This is a genomic window from Rhizobium binxianense, assembly GCF_028994275.1.
In the GTDB taxonomy this organism is placed as follows: domain Bacteria; phylum Pseudomonadota; class Alphaproteobacteria; order Rhizobiales; family Rhizobiaceae; genus Rhizobium; species Rhizobium binxianense.
On the sequence record NZ_CP118713.1, the window covers coordinates 2213436 to 2231534 of the forward strand.

The following is an 18099-nucleotide window of genomic DNA, read 5'->3' on the forward strand; positions in this document are numbered from 1 at the left end:
GACGGGAAGGTCCGACACCGCATGGCGGGGCTCGAATACCTTTATTTCGACACGTGCTCGGGCTTGCCCTTCCTCTTGGTTGATGCGAATTCCTCGAGCTGTTTTTCGCTCATGGATTCGACCATCTGTTTCGAGGCGCCTTTGAGTTCGCTCTTCGGCGTCTCGCCACGCTTGGCAGAAAGTGCGGCGCCTGCCGCCTTTTGCTGTGCCTTGGACTTGGCTGGCATATCGATCTCCTTTTTCTTGAGTGGGAGCCCCCGCGTCAAACTATCTTGAGTTCGTCAGGCCTGCGTATAGCGCGTTGGCTCCCTTGCAGGGAGGCTGCGGCTCGTAGGCCGCAGCCGACCGGCTGTCAGTTGATGGTGGCCCATTGCATCCGGACATCCCTGGCATTCTTCGACAAATGGACGTGTGCATCGACGTGATCGACCCAATCGATCGGGATCAAGTGGTGCTTGCCGTCTTCCGAATCGAGCTTCGTCAGCTTGATGCGCGTGGGACCGTCGAGATGATCGACTGTACCGACTTGGGTGCCGTCGGCAGCCCGTACTTCCATATGTTCGCGGATCTGATCTGCGGAAATCATCGTTTCCTCCTTTGCATCATTGTCGGGTACGAAGCGGCAACGAGGTGGAGCAGACTTGGTTCCGAGGCATCCTGTCGCGCACCGAATTATGCTCGTCGGCCCGATGTTGAGGCCAGCCTAGGACCGCCGGGCACGCTCCGATCATTCAATAACTCTGATGTTATCCATAAGCCCTATTCGTTTGAATGATGAGTGGTCCGGGCCCATATTGGCATCACGGACATGGACGAACCTCCCATCGATCCCCATGTCCCTGACCTAAGAAAGGAACCGGAAAATGACCACGCTCACCTATCGAGGTGGTGGCAAGACCCTCACCTCCAGCGACAGCCGCTTCGATCTGGCACATTATGCCCGCAAGCTCACGCTCGCCTGGACACGCTGGCAGACGGCCCGCGAAATCGAAGCCATGCCCTTCGACATCCGCAAGGACATCGGCTGGCCGAGCACGGACGACAGCAAACACCGGACCATGTAATGAATGCGACATTCCACCAGGATAAGGGCGGCGTCTGCTTTGCGCAACGCCGCCTTTTTCGTCTTTCGAATTCCCGAATCTGCTGGTCGATTGTCGTTCGCCTTTCCGGCATTGGATGGCCCCGCAACTGCATATCAGGCGCAAACGCGCTGCGGCAGGTTGGGAGCCCGCATCAGGCTTTCCCAATTACTCCCACCGGCTAATTCTATCGGTTTTCCTTGTAAACGCGGAAGCGAATGACTTCGCGCGGAATTGGAGCAGTTTCAGGCGACCCTGGGCACTGCGCGTGTATACAAGTTCCGAATAACCCACGTAACGATTCCACAGCTGGGCGAAATATATGGCATCCTCCCTTTTCCGGCCGATGATCGACGGGACTGCATGATAATCCACCCGGTTCAGCCGCCAGAATTTTGACGACCTGACGAGAATGTAGCGGGGATTCTGTGGGGGAACGAGGACTTCCCGTAGAGTGTCGAGAAAGCGGGACCGCTCAATTGTCGTGGCACCCTCAAGCCGGCAGTAAATCATGCCGTTTTGGTCGAGCGTCGCCACGACACTCACATTTCCCAACTCGGTCCTTATGACGCCCATATGATGCAGCGTCTCCAGAACGGTTATTCCCACTTGCTTCATGCTCCCTTCCAGGGAGCCGTTCCGCAGCAGCAACAGACTAGCTTTGAGTGCGCCCGGCAAGCAGAAGATGGCCAGTAATGCGAACATAACGAACAGGACCAACTCCAGTTGTTGGAGCGATCGGATGTGCGTAGCGCGAAAGCTGTGCAGGAATCCGTTCAAGATCATGCCGGCGAGCGCGGCGCTGTGCGCAAACAGAAACTTTGTCGTATTCCAGTTAACCAGCCCCTTAGGGGCATAGTTGCTCTCCAATGTTTCTTGCATCCTCGCAACGGCGCGTTTGCTGTGCAGCGCGCTATGCCAGCGGGATTTCAGTGATTTGCGGTCTGCAGCCCTCCGTTCCATCATTTTGTTGATGTCATCAACACCGCGCGCATTCCATTTGGCAGTACCCAGCATCAATCGTTGAAAACCGCTTTGGATCAGCGGAGGCTCGCCAAAGGACAAAGCCTCAAACGCATAAAATCGGCGTTTCAGCGCATCGACGTCGCTGCCCAAGTCTATTGTCATGGTGTCAGAGGGGTCGGGCGCTTTTCTATCGGTCGATTTCCTCCCGAAGCGTAACGGTATTCTCTGCTCGAGCTTTTCAGGGTCGATGACCGCCAGATGCCAGACGTTCGCAGCCTTCTGAGGGCTTCGAGGATCGATGCGAATGGCACGACCGCGTATCTGATTGGAGAGCACGTATGATCCCACCGTACTTGCCAGGATCAAAGTGTTTACGGACGGTGCGTCCCATCCTTCACCCAGCAATGCCTGGGTGCCGACCAGGACCGTGATCCCGCCGCCACTGAACAGTTCAGTGATCATATGGACAATATTGCGGCTCAGCTCGCCGCCAAGTTCCACGCTCAGAAAGCCGGTATCGAATGCTGTTGGCTGATAACGGATGTGTTCGGCACCTATGCCAAGACGGTCTGCGATCTCGTCAAGAATTCCTTTTGACCCCGCCGGAATGACAACCAGACTCCCGGTCAGAATTCCAAGCTTGAGATCAAGTTCGGATCGCCGCAGCGTCTCGAAGATCGGCACGACGCCCATTCTCTCGATGGGCTGAAGGTCCGCGGGGGCAGTGGGCAGCGCATCCTTCCTTATATAGTCGGAAAGGATAACCATACGGAGTTCGTCACGCATCGACGCGCTTTCGAGCCGGGCAATATCGACGATCGCGTTGAGCTTGCTCACGCTTGACACCAGCAGCTTCTGAACCGATCGTGGATCAGTCAGTCGCACTCTGCTGTGCTCCACTGCCCTAATTTCCCTCAGCCTGTCTTGCTGGCAGCGGATTGCCTGTTCAGCTTGTTCGAAATCATTGCGATAGGTGTAGATAGCGCCGTTCAGCAATACCTCTATCCATTCAAGCGTCAGATCCGGTATTTCACGCGCCTTGACGCCGAGAATGTCGAGAGTCGACTGCGGCAGGTCGACATATTGTGAATTCAGGAAGATCAGCATGCTGGAGAAAAAGCGTGCATCGTCCAGTATTTGCTCCACATTCTCGATCGGCTGCGTAATCCATGGATGGCGCAGAATTGCCTCCTTGAATTCTGCACTCTCAAGCAGCGTTTCGATGAAGTCCCCGATCTGCGCGCGAAACTCGGCCAGCTTCTGTGCTTCCAATGCACTCGGCAGGCTGAAGTGGACATAATCCTGATGCGGGCAAAGATCGCCTTGCAACACGAGTTCCGGCACGGAAATTTCACCGTCGATCGGCCCGCAAAGCGCCTGATAGCGGTCCCATTCCTGAGGATCTACATCATAAGGAGGCGTGGCTGTCAGCGCGACGACTGTGGGCTGGCCTAGTGCTTCCTTGAGCATCGTCAGCGCCTTCCACCACTCGTTTCTAAGATGGTGCGCTTCATCCAGCACAAGGGTGCGAACCTTCTCCTCGCGCAGCTTCGCGATGATTTTCTTTCTCGCCTTCTCCGTTTCCTGCTTGCCTGGTTCACCGGATTGCGCCCCGTCGCTGCCCTCCTCTTCACCGATGGGGATTTCTTCTTCGTACGGATGGCCCGAGAACGCCGCATGCAGAGCTTGATAGGTGATGATCGTGACGGTTCCGGGCGCTCTCACATCGTGGGAAATCCACTCCGGTTCGGCAAGGTCGGCGGGCAGGAACATCGTGCGCAGCCGATGCGCCCATTGGTCCCGGATGGTCTTGCTCGGAGCCAGAATCAAAGTCGCCTCACCGAGCCTGCGCATCACTTCAAGACCTAAAACCGTTTTACCGGAGCCGGGTGCCGCGACGATATGCAAACCGTCATCGCCTATGAGATTTGCAAGATCATCAAGTATCTTCTGCTGATATGCTCGCCACGTGCCCTGAAAAGCGAGGTCCTTCATTCAATGCTGCCTTTTGGATTAAATGCGACGAGTCGTTGTGGAAGCTGCGACTAAAATACTCTTCAGGAAACACTGCACCCATCTGGGTCAGGCAGCGCCAGTCATGCTTCCCGCACGTCTTTTGACGAAATTTCAACGACAGCGCAATGACACCCGTTGGCTGTCGTGAATGCGACATTCCTCCCAAGATAAGGGGGCGTCTGCGTTGCGCAACGCCGCCCCTTTCGTCTCTTGACCCCGCGTTTTCGATCTATTTTCAGCGTTGAATTTCAGTCGCCTATCAGCCGGTCATCCGCCCTATCCGCAGCCATTCCGGCAGTTTGACCGGCCAAATCGTGGCCGATGTCGCATATTTGCTCTTCCCGGCCGCATTTTTCCATGCCAGTGTCGCTTTCAGGACATCGGCGCGACGCATTCCGCGCAACGAATGTGTCATCGCCCCTCGAGCATGGATTTCGCTATGAACAGGATGCAGATCAAGAAGCGTTCGGTAGTCTTCTTTATGGTACCGCAATTCACCATGCTGCCCTTTTCGGCGGCCGTGGACACCTTGCGCATCGCCAATCGCATGCTCGGCTATCAGGCCTATACTTGGCGGCTGACCTCCGTCGACGGGGAAAAGGTCTATTCCTCCTGCGGCATCGGCGTCGAAGCCAATTCCTCGCTCGCCGAGGAACGCCGCCATCTCGGCGGCGAAAACCGGCCGGGCATGGTGCTCGTCTGTTCCGGCATCGATGTCGAGCAGTTCAACAACAAATCGGTCAATGCCTGGCTGCGTGAATCCTACAATCGCGGCGTTGCCGTCGGCAGCCTCTGTACGGGCGCGCATCTGCTTGCCCAGGCCGGTCTCCTGAACGGCAAGCGCTGCGCCATCCATTGGGAAAACCTGCCGGGCTTTTCGGAAGCCTTCCCGCAGGCGGAGGTCTATGCCGATCTCTACGAGATCGACGGCAATCTCTATACCTGCGCCGGCGGCACCGCATCGCTAGACATGATGCTGAACCTCGTCGGCGAGGATTTCGGCGAAAGCCTTGTCAACCGCATCTGCGAGCAGCACCTGACCGATCGCGTGCGCAACCCGCACGACCGCCAGCGTCTGCCGCTGCGCGCCCGCCTCGGCGTGCAGAACGCCAAGGTGCTGTCGATCATCGAGTTGATGGAAGGCAATCTCGCCGAGCCCCTGTCGCTGATCGAGATCGCCGACGGCGCCGGCCTATCCCGTCGCCAGATCGAACGGCTGTTCCGCCAGGAGATGGGCCGCTCGCCGGCCCGCTACTATCTGGAAATCCGCCTCGACCGTGCGCGCCACCTCCTGGTGCAGTCCTCGATGCCCGTCGTCGAGGTCGCCGTCGCCTGCGGCTTCGTCTCGGCCTCGCATTTCTCCAAGTGTTATCGCGAACTCTACCATCGCTCGCCGCAGCAGGAGCGCGCCGAGCGCAAATTGACCATGGCGACGGCAAGGCAGGCGGTTGCCGCTTGAGACAATAAGAAGGCGTCGCCGCTTGAGACGTCGGAAAGGCCTGTCGCCGCCTGATGTGAAAGGCAGCGGCTTGGCTCCGCCCTTCGGATGGCGTTATTGCGCCGCCTCTTCCGTCATCCTGGCGTCGGAATAGACCTGGTTTCGGCCGCGGTGTTTGGCCATGTAGAGGAACTGGTCGGCGGCATTGAGGTAGTTCTCGAAGGTCTCGTAACCGCCGATCTCGGCGATGCCGATCGAAATCGTAACACCGAGTTCCTCATCGTCGGCCGTCACCTTCAGCCGCGAAATGTCCGAGCGGATCTCGTCGCAGAGTTTGGTCGCGGCAGCCGAATCCATCTGCGGGAAGAGGATGGCGAATTCCTCGCCCCCGAGGCGCGAGAGAAGATTGTCGCTGCCGTCGAAGATCGTAAACAGCCTGTTTGCGACAGCCTTCAGCACCTTGTCGCCGATCTCATGGCCATAGGTATCGTTCAGCCGCTTGAAATGGTCGATATCGAGAATGGCAACGGAACTCGGCACCTTCAGCCGCAGGCACTCATTCACCAGCTTCGGGCCATTGTCATAGAAATAGCGGCGGTTATAGAGACCTGTCAGATAGTCGCAGGCCGCCGCCGCCCTCAGCTGCCGCATCTGCGCCAGCGTCTCGGCATTGTTGGCGATGCGGCATTGCAACTCCTCGGCGACGAAGGGCCGGTAGACGAAATCGCTGGCGCCGGCCTTGAGGAAACTCGCCGACAGCATGCGGTCGTTGGAGGCGGAAACGCCGATGACACGCAGTCTGTCCGAACCGAAGCGATGGCGGATGCGCCGCGTCAGTTCGTAGCCGCTCATATCGGGCATATGGTGGTCGGTGACGACGAGTTCGATATCGCTGTAGGCTTCGAGCGCTGCCAGCGCCTCGAGCCCCGAACTTGCCTCGACGACGAGATATTGCTGTGCCTTGAGCAGGTCGACGAGCACTTGGCGCGCCGAGGCGACATCATCGACGACAAGCACCCGCGTCTTGCGGTTGGAGATCGCCCGCCGGACGGTGGCGACCAGATTGTCGAGCGCGAATTCATTGTCCTTCAGCACGTAATCGATGACATTGCGCTCCATGATCTTGTTGCGCGTGTTGAGATCGAATGTCGCGGTGAAGACGATCGCCGGGATATCGTGCTCGATCGTGCAGTCGAGCGCTTCGCCATAGGGCGAATCCGGCAGGTTGAGATCGACGACGGCCATGGTGTAGCCGTGACCGTCCTCGGCAAGCTCTTTGCGAAGAGCCTTCAGAGATGGGCAGGATTTGACGGCAAGACCGAGTTCGGTCTGGAACCGGTGACAGAGTACGGCGGAAAACATCCGGGAATCTTCAACCAGAAGTATTTTTAACCCGCCGGAGCGCAGCCCGATGCCATCTCGCTGAAAATCCGCTTGAAAAGCCACGGCCGCTACTCCCCCATACGTCCGACGGGCTCGAATCGGCCCTCTCCCCGGGGCGAACGATAGCCGAGAGGCTTATGCGCGTGAAGGGGACAAATGAAGGCGGAATTACCTCTAATTGCAAAAATTCGACGACTGTTCCCGACCGCCATCTCCGGGCGCCTGGCGATACCGATGCTGGAGGAGCCGTCAGGCAACCGCCCGCTCCTTGCGCATCGATTGGATCTGCAGCAGCGTATCGAGGTTCTGGTTGACGCGGCAGTAGAATTCCTCGTCGATGAAGGGACGCAGCATGAAATCATTGCCGCCGGCCTTCAGGAACCGCGCCGACAGCAGCCGGTTCGAGGAGGAGGACACGCCGATGATGCGCAGTTCGTGCGAGCCGATATTGGAGCGGATGCGCCGCGTCAGCTCGAAGCCGTCAATGTCGGGCATGTTGTAATCGGTGATCATCAGGCCGATATCGCGGTTGGCCTTCAGGATCTCCAGCGCCTTGGCGCCGTTGTCGGCGGTACTGACACGGAAATTGTAGCGTTTCAGCCGGCTCGACAGCAGGGCGCGCGCCGTTGCACTGTCGTCGACGATCAGCACGTGATGGCGATGATTGGTCAGGAACCGGCAAATCGATTCCGCCAGAAGGTCGACGGCGAAGATATTGTCCTTGAGGATATAATCGACGATATCCTTGGCCATCAGCTTGTCGCGCATGCCTTCATGGAAGGTGCCGGTAAAGACGATTGTGGGTATGGAGAGATCGACCAGATATTCGAGCGCTTCGCCGTTTTCAGCGCCGGGCAGGTTGATGTTCGAGATCGCCAGCGTGATCGGGTCGGAAGACTTGTCGTAGGAAAACTGCAGATCCTCGAAGGTGCGGCAGATCTCGACATCAATGTCGAACAGCTCCTTGAGGCGTTTGCTGATCATCGAGGTGAATACGTTGGAATCTTCCGCGACAATAATGCGCGCGCCGGCAAACATTTCCCCGGAATATTGCATCCCCGAAATACCTAGAAACGCCATAGCAAACCTTTGATGTAAAAAACTGTCCCCGGGTCAAATCGATACATCAATTGATTTGAATAATTATTAATCAGTGGGCCTGGATATGAAACGAACAAGCGACCCGACGGGGCCGCCTCCGATTTCTTGCAGATATGATTAAGAAATCAGGCGCGAAGCGCCGCATTCTCAGCATCGAACGGGCTTTCGCCGACGACCGTCGCATTATAGGTCGCCCCGAGGATCTTGATCTTCAGCTTCGTGCTTTCCTGAGCGTGATCCAGCCGCCGCATGCAGGTGGATTCGCTCACCGCTTCAGCGTCGATTTTCCATGCCGCAGGTTGTTCCCCCTATAATGTTAAATCTCCTACTGGTTGGACGGACTTGCGACAGGATTTCCGCCTTGTTTTCCAAAGCCAATTTCCTTGCCGCTTGTGGGTCTTTCGCTGTCGATGCCAGGCTTTTCAACACGACCTGCCCGGGTGCAAGCCACATTTGGCAGGCGCCTTTCGCCATCATCCTTTGCTCTCGCAACGACGCGACGACGCGATACCGGCTCTCAATCAATGCCCGACCGCAAACCCAGCGCGCGCAGGAAATGCGCCTCGATCGCGCGCAGCAATTCGGCGCGGGCCGAGGGCGTCTCGGCAATGCCGGGCTGATCGACGACGCCGTGCAGGGCGTTGAACAGGAACACCGCCGTAAAGCCGGGATCGTCGGCCGACCAAGCGTTCTCTCCTGCCCCGTCGGCGATGAGTTCTCTCAGATGGTCGATCAGGATGTTGCGCGAAAGCCCTACCCTTGTTGCGGGGGCTGCCGCCACGAAGGCGAGATGATGCAGCCCGGCCGCATCGAGATATCCGGTGGCGCATGCCGTCGACCAGGCGACCAGCTTGCTGCGCCAGTCCTCTTGCCTGCATCCCCCGACGGCCGCGACGATGCCATCCAGCACAACTTGCACAAAGCGGGCGCGCAGTGCCTGGAGAAGATCGGCCTTCGAGGAAAAATGCAGATAGAAGGTGCCTTTGGCCACCCCTGCCCCCGTCGTAATCTCCTCGATCGTGGTCTGCTCAACACCCTTTTCCAGAAACAGCCGCTCGGCCGCGGTCATGAGCTCGTCGCGCCGCTCCTCGGGAGGCTTGGTTCTCGGTTTTGAAACAGAGTTCTCAGGCATCGGCAGGACTGGTCCCTCACTGACGGCGCGCGGGATCGGTCCTGTGCAGGTAGCCGGTAAACACGTCGCGCATCGCGGTGCTCTCGATATCAGGCAGCAGGCGACCCACTTCCCCACGATGATAACCGCTATGCGTCACCACATGGGCCAGCATCTCTTCGCGGGACATGCGCCCCCGCCCACCATCGGTGAAGGTGAAGTCGACGACTTCCTCCAACTCATGAAGGCTTATATGCGAGGTGTAGTCGGTGTACCAACGGTCCGTTTCCCGGATATCGGCCGACAGCTGCGCCAAAGGCGGCGCTTCGCTGCTCCAGCTCGCCGTATAAGAATGATCCAGCCGCTGCAGGTTAGCGGCGAAGATGCGATCGACGAGATGAGCGTGATTGAGTACGCGAAGGGCTGAGCGAAAATTGTCGGAGCGTGTCTCGGCGCCGAGCCCGTTCAAGGCGTCGAGAAGCTCGTCGTCGACGCTGGCTTTGTATCGGAACAGAGAGTTCAACAGGGTCTGCGCGCTCATTGCGGTCTCCGTACGTAAACGGGTGGCGCCGGCATCACGCCGACGATCTCCATTTACGTGGCTGACTGGCGGTCAGTCAACGGGTTTACAAAAGATCTAACCGCCACCTGTGCATCTGCCGCGCAATCTCGTATCACGCGCAGCAGCCGCCAGTTGCCGCTGCCGGCCCGCAGCAAGCCGCTGCCCTGCTGTTTTCCTCCGCCAGCCAGCGATCGCGCGGCTTGCAGCTTGCCGGCCGCGGCGATAGCGCGACATACACGGCGCCGGCGCTGAGAATCGGTGTCGCGGCACAATAGAGCTGCATCGGCCGTACTCCGTCGCTGACCTCGAAGGTCAGTTTGGCCGAACCGTCAAGCTGCACATGCTCCGTCACCTTGCGGATGATGGAATAAAACCTGCCGGCCGGCATATGTGTGCGGTCGCCCTCCTCAATGTCCCAGAGCTGGATGAAGATCTCCGTCCACGCTTCGGGATTGGCGCCGCAATCGAGGCCCGAGAATTGGCCCGCCTTGACCTCGGTGATATGATAGCCCGGCTTCACCGGCTGGCCGTTGTAGTAGAAAACCAGCGGCGCATCCTTTTCCCCGGCGAGCGTATCGAGCAGCAGACCGAGACTGATGTCGTCCTCTTGAATTTTCCCGTTGTCGATCGCGTTCATATCGGCTAATCCTCGTTTCAATAATTCAAGGATCATTGAAATATGGACCAGCGTCAAGCCCTCGCCGCATTCAGCGCGCTGTCGCAGGAAACACGCCTGCATATCATCCGCATGCTTGTCGTGTCGGGGCCGGATGGGATGGCGGCGGGCGCCATCGCTGAAAAGGCGGAGGTCTCCCCGTCCAATGTCTCCTTCCACCTGAAGGAACTCGAGCGCTCCGGTCTGATTGCTCAGCAGCGGGAGTCCCGCTCGATCATCTACACCGCCAATTACGAGACGCTTGGCGGTCTGATCCGTTTTCTGATGGAGGATTGCTGCGGCGGGAACCCGGAGATCTGTGCTCCGGCTGCTGCCGTCGCCGCATGCTGTAGACCCGCAACCAAGGAGGAACTGCAATGACTACAGACCGCGTTTACAATGTGCTCTTTCTTTGCACCGCCAATTCTTCCCGCTCGATCCTGGCGGAATCCATCCTGGAAACCGAAGGCAAGGGCCGGTTCAAGGCCTATTCGGCCGGCAGCCAGCCGAAGGGCGAGGTCAATCCCCATGCACTGAAGGAGCTTGCGGCACAGGGTTACCCCACGGCCGGCTTCCGCTCGAAGAGCTGGGACGAGTTCGCCGAGCCTGGCGCTCCGGAGATGGACTTCATCTTCACCGTCTGCGACACCGCCCATGGCGAAGCCTGCCCGGTCTGGATCGGCCATCCGATGACTGCCCATTGGGGCGTCGAGGATCCGGCCGCCGTCGAGGGCAGCGAAGTCGAGAAGGGCCGCGCCTTCGCGCAGGCCGCCCGCTTTCTGAAGAACCGGATCAGTGCCTTTTTGAGCCTGCCGCTGACCTCGATCGACAAGCTGGCGCTGGAATCGCACCTGCGTCAGATCGGCGCCATGGAAGGCGCCAGCACAAAGCCGGCGGCCGGCTGATGGCGTCTTTCGATCTGCCGCGCCGTCTGGTCGCAGAGGCCCTCGGCACCGCCATGCTGGTGGCGACCGTCGTCGGCTCCGGCATCATGGCGGCATCGCTGACCGGGGATACGGCGCTTGCCCTGCTCGGCAATACGCTGGCGACGGGCGCCATTCTGGTGGTGCTGATCACCGTGCTCGGACCGATCTCCGGCGCCCACTTCAACCCGGCGGTATCGCTGGTCTTTGCCATGTCGCGCACGCTGACGAAACGCGATCTCGCGGGATACATCGCTGCGCAGATCTTCGGCGGCATCATCGGGACCGTCGCCGCCCACCTGATGTTTGCCCTGCCGCTTCTGGAAATGTCGAGCAAGGTGCGCACCGGCGGCGCGCAATGGTTTTCCGAAGGCGTAGCCACCTTCGGCCTAGTGGCGGTGATCCTCGCCGGCATCAGGTTCGAGCAGAAGGCGGTGCCGTGGCTGGTCGGTCTTTATATCACCGCCGCCTACTGGTTCACCGCCTCGACCTCCTTCGCCAACCCGGCGGTCGCTTTGGCCCGGTCGCTGACCGACACCTTCTCCGGCATCCGCCCGATCGATCTTCCAGGCTTCTGGATCGTCGAAATATCAGGCGCGATCGCAGCCCTTCTCCTCTTCACCTGGCTGTTGCAGCCGGGCGCTTCTTCAACCCTGTCGTCAGAGGCAAAACTATGAACGTCACCATCTATCACAACCCTGCCTGCGGCACCTCGCGCAACACGCTGGCGATGATCCGCAATGCCGGCATCGAACCTGATATCATCGACTATCTCGAGACCCCGCCGTCACGTCAGGAACTGGTCAGGATGATCGCCGATGCCGGCCTGACCGTGCGCGATGCCATTCGCCAGAGGGATACGCCTTACAGCGAACTCGGCCTCGACAACCCGGAACTCAGCGACGACCAGCTTCTCGACGCCATGCTGGTGCAGCCGATCCTGATCAATCGCCCGTTCGTCGTCACGCCGATCGGCACGCGCCTTGCTCGGCCTTCCGAAGTCGTGCTCGATATCCTGCCGGAAACCCACAAGGGCGCCTTCACCAAGGAAGATGGCGAGAAGGTGCTCGATGCCGAAGGCAAGCGCATTGTCTGACCTGCCCGCAGCTTCTCCGATGCATCTGCATCAGCCGAATATGGATGCACTCAGGCCGACGTTCTCGACGCACAAGCCGCGCATCCTGATCCTTTATGGCTCCCTGCGAACAGTGTCCTACAGCCGCCTCCTCGCGCAGGAGGCCTCACGGCTGCTCGAATATTTCGGCTGCGACGTGCGGATCTTCAATCCGGAAGGCCTGCCGCTGCCCGACGCGGAACCGGCGAGCCACCCAAAGGTCCAAGAGCTGCGTGAATTGTCTGCATGGTCGGAAGGCCAGGTGTGGGTCAGCCCTGAACGGCATGGCGCAATGAGCGGCATCATGAAAGCGCAGATCGACTGGATTCCACTGTCGGTCGGCTCGATCAGGCCGACACAGGGCAAGACGCTGGCGGTGATGCAGGTCTCCGGCGGCTCCCAATCCTTCAACGCAGTAGGTCAGCTCCGCATTCTTGGCCGCTGGATGCGGATGATCACCATCCCCAATCAGTCCTCGGTCGCCAGAGCGTTTCAGGAATTCGACGCGAATGGTCGAATGAAACCGTCATCCTATTACGACCGCGTCGTCGACGTCTGCGAGGAACTGGTGAAGTTCACGCTGCTGACCCGTAATGCCTCGAGCTATCTGACCGATCGCTACAGCGAGCGGAAAGAGGAGGCTGAGAAGCTGGAGCAGCGCGTGAGCCTCAAATCCCTATGACGACGAACGACACCGAAAGGGCGCCGGTGGCCGCCATCGCCGGGCTCGGTCTGACGCAGATCATCGGCTATGGGACACTCTACTACAGCTTCAGCATTCTTGCGCCCGACATGGCCCGTGGTCTTGACTGGTCATCGGAGTGGATCTTCGGCGCGCTCTCGGCCGCCCTTCTGATCGGCGGCCTGGCCGCCCCTCTCATGGGCACGTGGATCGATCGCTTCGGCGCCGGCCGCATCATGACGGCGGGCTCGGCGATTGCCGCCACAGCCCTTGCCGCCTGCGCCTTCGCGCCAGGAAAAATTGCCTTCGTCGCCGCCCTGATCGCCATTGAGACGGCCTCGAACCTCGTGCAATATGCCGCCGCCTTCGCCCTGCTCGTCCAGATCAGGCCGCGTGTCGCCCAGCGCAGCATCACCTACCTGACCCTGATCGCCGGCTTCGCCTCGACCATCTTCTGGCCGATCACCACGGCGCTGCATGCGCACCTCTCCTGGCAGGACGTCTATCTCGTCTTCGCCGCCCTCAACTTGGCGGTCTGCCTTCCCATTCATGCCTGGCTGGCGCGCAGCACCGGCGACATCGGCAGACGCGAGGCGAGCAGCGAGACAAGGCGCATCGAGCCCAGCCTTCCCGCGTCGATCCGAACGCCGGCCTTCATTCTGATGGTCGCGGGCTTTGCCCTGCAAAGCTTCGTCAACGCAGCACTTCTGGTCCACATGGTGCCCGTCATGTCGGCCCTCGGCCTTGGCGCCATGGCGGTGATGGTTGGCACCCTCTTCGGCCCGTCGCAGGTGCTGAGCCGCTTCGTCAACATGGTCTTCGGCAGCGGCCTGCCGCAGCTGACGCTCGCCCTCATTTCCGCCGTACTGTTGCCGGCAGCCCTTGCCCTGCTTGTCTTAACCGCGCCATCGGTGCCGGGCGCGCTGGTCTTCGCCGTCGTCTTCGGCCTCGGCTCGGGCCTCAGCAGCATCGTCCAAGGCACCTTGCCCCTGGCGCTGTTCGGAAGCGAAGGTTATGGCCGGCGCCAGGGACAGGTGCTGTCTGTCCGCCTTGTCGTCTCGTCGACGGCGCCTTTTGCGCTCGCCTTCATGATGGGAACGATCGGCGTGTCGTGGTCGCTCACAGTCGCAGCGCTGCTCGGCAGCGTCGCCGTTGCCGCTTTCCTCGCCATCTTGCGGCTGACGCGCCCGGTTGCCCGGTCGGAAACTCTTCCCAAAGCAGGAGAAGCGTGAGCCCGGTCATCGCAGCATCATTTGACGACGGCCGAACCCTTGACGATGTCGATCGTCTCGCCGCCATCGAGGCCGATGCGGTCGCCGTCGGGCGTCGTCATGAAGCAGCCGGACGGGCAGAGGCTCTCCGAAGCACCGGCATCGACCACGACCTCGACGCGCTGGCCGCTCTCGGTGATAACAAGCACCACGGCGGCGGGGTCGGTGTTGGTGATGGATGCCGCCTCGGCCGCGGGCGCGGCAAGCAGCGGGACAAGCAGAACGGCGGCAAATCTTGCCATCATGTGCGGCGGCGCGAACGCGCCCTCCCCTCGAACGACCGGTGCTGCCCTCGGCAGCGATCCCGATGGTGGAGATGATGCACATGGATCTGTGAATGATGGCTGAATGAGCCGTTCAGCTCTTCAAGCTGCCATCCGCCCTGCGCCCGCGCAATTGCCGCACGGGCCGCTCTTCCTCCTCCATGGACTTGTCCCCTGGAATCTCCTGGCCATCCGACAGATCCCTGCCCGCATCGGCAAACGCGGGACGAGCGTCCCGGTGGATGGTAAGATCGGTCTGTGGCAGCGGGATCTCGATGCCCTCGGCCTTGAAGCGCTTGAGGATCTCGATCCTCAGATTGTTGCGCACCGTCATGCCGTCGCCCATGTCGGCGAGGAAGAAGCGCAGCTCGAAATCCAGCGAATAAGGCCCGAAGCGCAGGAATTCGACATGTGGCTCCGGGTTGCGCATGACGAGCGGAATCTTCGCCGTCAGTTCGAGCAGGATGTCCATCACCTGCTGCGGATCGGCGTTATAGGCGACGGAAACCGGGATTTCCGAGCGGCCGATCTTGTTGCGGTGCGTCCAGTTGCCGACGAGGCCGTTGATCAGCTCCGAATTCGGCACGATGATCGCTTGCTTGCGGAAGGTCTCGATCTCGGTGGCGCGCACCGAGATGCGCTTGACGATGCCTTCGGCCGTACCCGAGACGACATGATCGCCGACCTTGAATGGCCGCTCGACGAGCAGGATCAGGCCGGAGACGAAGTTGGAAACGATGTTCTGCAGGCCGAAACCGATACCGACCGACAGCGCCGAGGCGACGAGCGCGAAGCTCGACAGGTCGATGCCGGCGGCCGAAACGCCGATGATTGCCGCAATGCCGACGCCGAGATAACCGATGCCCGTCTTGACCGAATTGCGCACGCCGAGATCGACATGGCTTCGCGCCATCACATTGCCGTCGAGCCAGCGCTGCAGCCAGCGCGTCAGCAGGTAGACGCCGGCAAACAGCAGGATGCCGGTGCAGATGCCGAGCAGCGAAATGCTGATGCCGCCAAGCCTCACCTCCGTGAACAGCCGGTAGGCGATGAGCTGCAGGTCCTGCACATGGAAACCCCAGAGCAGCAGGATCAGCGGGATGCCGACGAGCAGCGCCACCGCATAGATGGCAAGGCCGACGACCAGGCCGGCCTGGTCGATCGCCACCGGCCCAAGCTTGAAGCGGCGCGTCAGGAAGCTTGCAAAGAAGGTGTCGCCGAAGCTTTCCTGCTTTGATATCGCCTTGCCGGAGAGCAGACCGACATACATGGTGGCAACGACCGCGCCGGTGATGATCAGCTGTGTGGCGACGAAGCGCGCCAGCCCGACATAACCGGTCAGCGCGGTTAGGATGAGGCCGGCGCCGACCACGCGCAGGATGATCCCCATGCCGCGCGGCCAATGCCGGCCCGGCGCGTCGGGATCGCCGTTCTTCGCCAGCATCGGTTTTCCGAACGAGGCCGCGATCAAGATCAGGCCGATGATCAGCGCGGCAATCAGGCTCCTGACCACGGTCAGCACCAGCGGCGAGCCCATCGCCTCGCCGATCGTACCGAACAGATAATCAAGCGCGTTGACGATCGCCATCGCCAGCACGCAATAGCCGATCGAGCGCGCGCCGAGATTGGAAAGCCGGACGAGCCGCCAGTGCGGTTCGTTCGGTGCAAAGATGGCGTTGACGAAACGGCCGACGAAATAGACGAGCCCGATCGCCGCGAACAGGGCGCCGATGACAGGTGCGATGTCGGGCCGCAGAACATTGAAACTATTGAGGAAGAAGAACGAGGTGACCAGCAGTACGGAGAGCGCCAGCGTACGGATCAGCGTCGACCAGAAGGCGATCGACAGCCGGCCGATATAGGACGGGTTCTCGATCGCCTCGTCCCGGCGCAGATACGAGCCGAACAGCCGATAGCTGCCGGATAGCAGAATGAGCGCCGACGCAAGCGATAGGAAGATCGCGGCAAACAGTGGGAACCGCTTGAACTTCCAGACGAAAGAGGCCCAGCTCGACAAAGCCTGCGAGAATTCGCTGGCCTCGTGCACGAAGGCGCTCACGGCATCGTCGAGCACCGAGACGGAGATCTCGGTGCGCCTGAAAAGCGTGTCGGCGAAAAGCCGCCGCCGCATCTCGATGATTTCGTTGAGGAGCTTCGTCACCGCGATCGACAGATTTTCGGCGTCACCGGTCACCGCGTTGATTTGCGCACGCTCGGCAGTCAGCGCATTGCGCTCGTCCGTGACAATCTTCGCCTCGGGCGGCTGCCCATCCTTCGGCGGATCGCCGATCTCGGCAAGCCGGTTCTTGATCTGGTCGAACCGCGGCCGGAGATTAACCGATATGGTGATGACAGCGCGGCTGAGCTCGTCGGCCTTGGTCGCAAGCCCGACCAGGGCATCGTCATTGTCGGCATTTTGCTTGGCGCCGTCCTGAAGCGCCGTCAGTTGGACCTTCGCCTTGTCGATCTCCTTCGCCGCCTGATCGAAGGGCGTATCGGCAAGCGGCGCCTGAGCCGCCGCCGCCGGTGCCTGCGGCTCCTGGGCGAAGGCCGCGGCACCCCTGAAATGCGCGCCGGCGACCGCCAGCGTCAGCAGAAGAATGGTGCGAAGCAGGATCGGTCTCAGCCGCAAAAGCGCCTCCGGAAAGGTTGTCGTCAGGATAGAATGCCTGCTTGTCATAGCAAACAAAGGCGACAGAAAGGCGGAATATCCCCGGAAAGCCTTAGAAGCCGGCATCGGGCCTGGAGAGATAGTCGCGCTCCGCCGCCGTCGACTCCCGCCCGAGCATGGCATTGCGGTGTGGAAAACGGCCATAGGCGGCGATCACGTCGCGGTGGCGGATCGCATAATCTAGATATTCCTCATCGCCAAGCGCGGTGAACAGCGCCACCGAACGTTCCTGCTCGTCAAGGTCTTCGGCATGTTCGAAAGGCATGTAGAAAAAGGTGCGGCAGGCTGCTTCAACCGCCTGGTCGGCGCCTGCTGCGAGCGCGAGCTTGGCTTCCCGAAGCGCCAGCCCGTCGGTCGCAACGGCAAGCGGGGTGCCGCGATAGATATTGCGGGGAAACTGGTCGAGCACGATCATAGCCGCCAGCCGGCTTGCCGGGTCGGCGCGCCATTCGTTCTCGACGCCCGCGGCGAGGGCCAGATGGGTATCACGAAAGTTCGCACGAATCTCCGCGTCGAGTTCCGGCGTCGCACGGAACCACAGCTCCCGGCCGCATCTGACGAACCAGAAATCATAGACTTCCCCAGGTCGGCGGATCGTCGTCATGCTTCCTTCCCTAGCGTGAGCGGATACAATTAAATCACTTAAATTATTGTAAATACTAGAAAATTTCGATAAAATCAACCCTTCGTCCATCCTGCCGGCACCTTTCCCGCTTGCGGGGAGAAGGGGATTTGCCGCAACCTCCCCATCCCCCGCCCTCGCCTCGTTCGGCACTCCCCTCGCCCCGTTTACGGGCTAAGGGATGTACACATCTCGCAAGGCCCAACCTGCGCTACATGCTTTGATGTATTGTAGGCCAT

20 protein-coding genes are annotated in these 18099 nt (G+C 60.3%); 8 read left to right on the forward strand and 12 right to left on the reverse strand.

Annotated elements, in window-relative coordinates:
* Positions 1 to 41: 41 nt before the first annotated feature.
* On the reverse strand, positions 42 to 227 hold the full coding sequence (locus PO860_RS11035) for a DUF3008 family protein (protein WP_028756545.1): 186 nt from the start codon (positions 225 to 227) through the stop codon (positions 42 to 44).
* Positions 228 to 352: 125 nt separating this feature from the next.
* Positions 353 to 586 (reverse strand): DUF2171 domain-containing protein, encoded by a 234-nt coding sequence (locus PO860_RS11040; RefSeq protein ID WP_171602806.1) that lies wholly within the window; start codon positions 584 to 586, stop codon positions 353 to 355.
* 277 nt (positions 587 to 863) lie between these two features.
* Between PO860_RS11040 and PO860_RS11045 the strand changes: the two genes are divergently transcribed.
* A complete protein-coding gene (locus PO860_RS11045) occupies positions 864 to 1064 on the forward strand; it encodes a hypothetical protein (protein ID WP_183607006.1) in 201 nt (66 codons plus the stop codon).
* Positions 1065 to 1250: 186 nt separating this feature from the next.
* Here PO860_RS11045 and PO860_RS11050 read toward each other — a convergent pair whose 3' ends face one another.
* Positions 1251 to 4043, reverse strand: a complete 2793-nt coding sequence (locus PO860_RS11050) for a DEAD/DEAH box helicase family protein (RefSeq protein ID WP_275038314.1) — start codon at positions 4041 to 4043, stop codon at positions 1251 to 1253.
* A gap of 460 nt (positions 4044 to 4503) precedes the next feature.
* Between PO860_RS11050 and PO860_RS11055 the strand changes: the two genes are divergently transcribed.
* Positions 4504 to 5523 carry a GlxA family transcriptional regulator gene (locus PO860_RS11055; RefSeq protein ID WP_273880898.1) on the forward strand — a complete coding sequence of 340 codons (1020 nt, stop codon included), beginning with the start codon at positions 4504 to 4506 and terminating at the stop codon, positions 5521 to 5523.
* A gap of 93 nt (positions 5524 to 5616) precedes the next feature.
* Here the strand turns inward: PO860_RS11055 and PO860_RS11060 are convergent, their stop codons facing one another.
* The 6 genes from PO860_RS11060 to PO860_RS11085 all read right to left on the reverse strand — a co-directional run bounded on the left by PO860_RS11060 (position 5617) and on the right by PO860_RS11085 (position 10296).
* On the reverse strand, positions 5617 to 6948 hold the full coding sequence (locus tag PO860_RS11060) for a diguanylate cyclase (protein WP_183607004.1): 1332 nt from the start codon (positions 6946 to 6948) through the stop codon (positions 5617 to 5619).
* 186 nt (positions 6949 to 7134) lie between these two features.
* Complete coding sequence (locus tag PO860_RS11065) at positions 7135 to 7965, reverse strand: response regulator (RefSeq protein WP_183607003.1); 831 nt, start codon at positions 7963 to 7965, stop codon at positions 7135 to 7137.
* Positions 7966 to 8111: 146 nt separating this feature from the next.
* A complete protein-coding gene (locus PO860_RS11070) occupies positions 8112 to 8255 on the reverse strand; it encodes a hypothetical protein (RefSeq protein ID WP_183607718.1) in 144 nt (47 codons plus the stop codon).
* A 248-nt stretch (positions 8256 to 8503) separates the two neighbouring features.
* Entirely contained in the window at positions 8504 to 9118 is a 615-nt protein-coding gene (locus PO860_RS11075) for a TetR/AcrR family transcriptional regulator (protein WP_272782368.1), read from the reverse strand.
* A gap of 16 nt (positions 9119 to 9134) precedes the next feature.
* On the reverse strand, positions 9135 to 9638 hold the full coding sequence (locus PO860_RS11080) for a DinB family protein (protein ID WP_272782367.1): 504 nt from the start codon (positions 9636 to 9638) through the stop codon (positions 9135 to 9137).
* 133 nt (positions 9639 to 9771) lie between these two features.
* Complete coding sequence (locus PO860_RS11085) at positions 9772 to 10296, reverse strand: DUF6428 family protein (RefSeq protein WP_183607000.1); 525 nt, start codon at positions 10294 to 10296, stop codon at positions 9772 to 9774.
* 42 nt (positions 10297 to 10338) lie between these two features.
* Here PO860_RS11085 and PO860_RS11090 point away from each other — a divergent pair, with 42 nt between their 5' ends.
* Genes PO860_RS11090 through arsK form a run of 6 tightly spaced genes read left to right on the forward strand, consistent with a single transcriptional unit; the run spans position 10339 to position 14265 of the window.
* The gene (locus tag PO860_RS11090) at positions 10339 to 10695 is read left to right on the forward strand and encodes an ArsR/SmtB family transcription factor (protein WP_183606999.1); all 357 of its coding nucleotides are present in this window, start codon (positions 10339 to 10341) and stop codon (positions 10693 to 10695) included.
* A complete protein-coding gene (locus tag PO860_RS11095; protein WP_272782366.1) occupies positions 10692 to 11219 on the forward strand; it encodes an arsenate reductase ArsC in 528 nt (175 codons plus the stop codon). The genes PO860_RS11090 and PO860_RS11095 overlap by 4 nt, the downstream gene beginning before the upstream one ends.
* Positions 11219 to 11914, forward strand: coding sequence for an MIP/aquaporin family protein (locus tag PO860_RS11100; RefSeq protein WP_275038315.1), 696 nt, complete (start codon positions 11219 to 11221; stop codon positions 11912 to 11914). Before PO860_RS11095 ends, PO860_RS11100 begins: the two co-directional genes overlap by 1 nt.
* Positions 11911 to 12333 (forward strand): arsenate reductase (glutaredoxin), encoded by a 423-nt coding sequence (gene arsC / locus PO860_RS11105; protein ID WP_272782364.1) that lies wholly within the window; start codon positions 11911 to 11913, stop codon positions 12331 to 12333. Before PO860_RS11100 ends, arsC begins: the two co-directional genes overlap by 4 nt.
* Entirely contained in the window at positions 12308 to 13033 is a 726-nt protein-coding gene (gene arsH / locus PO860_RS11110; RefSeq protein ID WP_272782363.1) for an arsenical resistance protein ArsH, read from the forward strand. The genes arsC and arsH overlap by 26 nt, the downstream gene beginning before the upstream one ends.
* Positions 13030 to 14265 (forward strand): arsenite efflux MFS transporter ArsK, encoded by a 1236-nt coding sequence (gene arsK / locus PO860_RS11115; RefSeq protein WP_273880906.1) that lies wholly within the window; start codon positions 13030 to 13032, stop codon positions 14263 to 14265. Before arsH ends, arsK begins: the two co-directional genes overlap by 4 nt.
* A gap of 17 nt (positions 14266 to 14282) precedes the next feature.
* On the opposite strand, the gene PO860_RS11120 is transcribed toward arsK, so the two are convergent.
* From PO860_RS11120 to PO860_RS11130, 3 genes are all read right to left on the reverse strand, one after another.
* Positions 14283 to 14549, reverse strand: a complete 267-nt coding sequence (locus PO860_RS11120) for a hypothetical protein (protein WP_003560251.1) — start codon at positions 14547 to 14549, stop codon at positions 14283 to 14285.
* Between the two features lie 112 nt (positions 14550 to 14661).
* Positions 14662 to 17199, reverse strand: a complete 2538-nt coding sequence (locus PO860_RS11125) for a mechanosensitive ion channel family protein (protein WP_272782361.1) — start codon at positions 17197 to 17199, stop codon at positions 14662 to 14664.
* A gap of 91 nt (positions 17200 to 17290) precedes the next feature.
* The gene (locus PO860_RS11130) at positions 17291 to 17842 is read right to left on the reverse strand and encodes a DUF924 family protein (protein WP_272782360.1); all 552 of its coding nucleotides are present in this window, start codon (positions 17840 to 17842) and stop codon (positions 17291 to 17293) included.
* Positions 17843 to 18099: the final 257 nt, after the last annotated feature.